Source organism: Streptomyces prasinopilosus (assembly GCF_001419695.1).
GTDB classification, from domain to species: domain Bacteria; phylum Actinomycetota; class Actinomycetes; order Streptomycetales; family Streptomycetaceae; genus Streptomyces; species Streptomyces prasinopilosus.
Genome location: NZ_LIRG01000652.1, coordinates 1 through 2,771 on the forward strand (window position 1 = coordinate 1; position 2,771 = coordinate 2,771).

Here is a 2,771-nt window from a genome sequence, read left to right on the forward strand (position 1 = left end):
GACCCCGAAGCCCTCACCGAGGACGGCCGCTGATGGAACTGTCCCTCCCCCTGCAGTACGCCGGCGACCCGCGCAGGGCCGCCGACGAGGCCGCCGCGCTGGAGGCCGCGGGACTCGACGTGATCTGGGTGGCCGAGGCCTACGGCTTCGACTCGCCGACCGTGATGGGCTACCTCGCCGCCCGCACCGAACGGCTGCGCATCGGCTCCGCCGTCCTCAACGTCTACTCCCGCACCCCCGCGCTGCTCGCCCAGACCGCGGCCGGACTGGACGCCCTGACCGGCGGGCGCGCCGTGCTCGGCATCGGCGCGTCCGGCCCCCAGGTCGTCGAGGGCTGGCACGGCCGCCGCTACGACAGACCGCTGGGCCGCACCCGTGAGACGATCCACCTGGCCCGGCGCATCTGGCGGCGCGAGGTGATCGAGCACCACGGCATCACCGACATGCCGCTGCCGGCCGAGAAGGGCGGCACGCTCGGCAAGCCCCTGAAGCTGCTCACCCGCCCCGTCCGCGACACCATCCCCGTGTACGTCGCCGCCCTCGGCCCCGCCAACGTCCGGATGACCGCCGAACTCGCCGACGGCTGGCTGCCGTTCCTCTACGCGCCCGAGCACGCGGCCAAGGTCTGGAACGGCCCGCTCGCCGAGGGCGCCGCCCGGCGCGACCCGGCCCTCGGCCCGCTGTCCGTCGTCGCCGGCGGGCTCCTCGCCGTCGGCGACGGGGCCGAGGCGGTCCGCGACCTGATGCGGCCCGTGATCGCCCTGTACGTGGGCGGGATGGGGGCGCCGGGACGCAACTTCTACCACGACCTGGTCTGCCAGTACGGCTACGAGGCCGAGGCCGCCGCCGTCCAGGAGCACTACCTGGCGGGCCGCAGGCGCGAGGCCGAGTCCGCCGTCCCGGCCGAACTGTGCGAACTCCTCTGCCTGGCGGGCCCCGAGGGCTACGTACGGGACCGCATCGAGGTGTTCCGCGAGGCGGGCGTGACCATGCTCAACGTCACCCCCGTCGGCCCCGACCCGGCCCGGCTCGTCGAACGGGTCCGCACCTGGCTCTGAACGGCCGCCCGTCGCCCAGTACACCCACCGACGCGGAGACGACATGCAGCGAGACATCTACACCGCGGACCACGAGGCGTTCCGCGACACCGTGCGCACCTTCCTCGAGAAGGAGGTGCTGCCGCACCACGAACGCTGGGAGCGGGAGGGCGCCGTGAGCCGTGAGGTGTGGCGCGCGGCCGGCCGGCAGGGCCTGCTGGGCCTCGCGGTCGGCCCGGAGTACGGCGGCGGAGGCACCGACGACTTCCGCCACAGCGCCGTGCTCATCGAGGAGTTCGCCCGCGCCGGGGCGTCCGGCCTGGCGCTGAGCCTGCACAACGACATCGTCGGCCCCTACCTGACCCGCCTCGCCGACGACGAACAGAAACGGCGCTGGCTGCCCGGCTTCACCACCGGGGAGACGATCACGGCCATCGCGATGACCGAGCCCGGTGCGGGCTCCGACCTCCAGGGCATCCGGACCACCGCCACCGACCAGGGCGACCACTACCTGCTCAACGGCACCAAGACGTTCATCTCCAACGGCATCCTGGCCGACCTGGTCGTCGTCGTGGCCCGCACCACCCCCGAGGGCGGCAGTTCCGGACAGAGCCTCCTCGTCGTCGAACGGGGCATGGACGGCTTCGAGCGGGGCCGCAACCTCGACAAGATCGGCCAGAAGGCGCAGGACACCGCCGAGTTGTTCTTCGACGACGTGCGGGTGCCCAAGGAGAACCTGCTCGGCGGGGAGCACCAGGCCTTCGCCGCGCTGATGGCCAACCTCGCGCAGGAGCGGCTGGCCATCGCGGTGGGCGCCGCCGCGGCCGCCGAGCACGTCCTCGAACTCACCGTGGCGTACGTGAAAGAGCGCGAGGCCTTCGGCCGGCCGCTCGCCCGCCTCCAGCACGTCCGCTTCGAGATCGCCGAGATGGCCACCGAGTGCGCCGTCACCCGCAGCTTCGTCGACCGCTGCATCACCGAGCACAGCGCCGGACGGCTGGACGCCGCGCACGCCTCGATGGCCAAGTGGTGGGCCACCGAACTCCAGAAGCGGGTCGTCGACCGCTGTCTGCAACTGCACGGCGGATACGGCTACATGACGGAGTACCGGGTCGCCCGGGCCTACCTCGACGGCCGCATCCAGACGATCTACGGCGGCACCACGGAAATCATGAAGGAGATCATCGGCCGCTCGGTCCTCGGCTGACCGTCCCCCGGGCCTCCCACCCTCTCAGCGAAAGGCCTCCTCGTGAGCACCGAAGCGTACGTGTACGACGCGATCCGCACCCCGCGCGGGCGTGGCAAGGCGAACGGCGCCCTGCACGGCACCAAGCCCATCGACCTGGTCGTCGGGCTGCTCCACGAGATCCGCGACCGTTTTCCCGGTCTCGACCCGGCGGCCGTGGACGACATCGTCCTGGGTGTGGTCGGCCCGGTCGGTGACCAGGGCTCCGACATCGCGCGGATCGCCGCGATCGCGGCCGGGCTGCCGGACACGGTGGCCGGTGTCCAGGAGAACCGGTTCTGCGCCTCGGGTCTGGAGGCCGTCAACATGGCTGCCGCCAAGGTCCGCTCCGGCTGGGAGGACCTGGTCCTCGCGGGCGGTGTGGAGTCCATGTCCCGCGTCCCGATGGGCAGTGATGGCGGCGCCTGGGCGGCGGACCCGATCACCAACCACGACACGGGTTTCGTTCCGCAGGGCATCGGTGCGGATCTGATCGCGACGATCGAGGG

At 72.4% G+C, this 2,771-nt stretch carries 3 protein-coding genes; all 3 read left to right on the plus strand.

Annotated features, from left to right (window positions below; translation table 11 throughout):
- Window positions 1-32: 32 nt before the first annotated feature.
- Window positions 33-1,058 (plus strand): LLM class F420-dependent oxidoreductase, encoded by a 1,026-nt coding sequence (locus tag AOK18_RS23975; protein WP_055695680.1) that lies wholly within the window; start codon window positions 33-35, stop codon window positions 1,056-1,058.
- 43 nt (window positions 1,059-1,101) lie between these two features.
- The gene (locus tag AOK18_RS23980; RefSeq protein WP_055573347.1) at window positions 1,102-2,244 is read left to right on the plus strand and encodes an acyl-CoA dehydrogenase family protein; all 1,143 of its coding nucleotides are present in this window, start codon (window positions 1,102-1,104) and stop codon (window positions 2,242-2,244) included.
- A 42-nt stretch (window positions 2,245-2,286) separates the two neighbouring features.
- Window positions 2,287-2,771: thiolase family protein (locus AOK18_RS23985; RefSeq protein WP_276205368.1), on the plus strand; the 485-nt coding region annotated here is incomplete at its 3' end.

Bases quoted from the DNA above. Each gene is read 5' to 3' on its own strand.
- AOK18_RS23975 (WP_055695680.1), top strand. From the start codon at position 33: ATGGAACTGTCCCTCCCCCTGCAGTACGCCGGCGACCCGCGCAGGGCC.
- AOK18_RS23980 (WP_055573347.1), top strand. From the start codon at position 1,102: ATGCAGCGAGACATCTACACCGCGGACCACGAGGCGTTCCGCGACACC.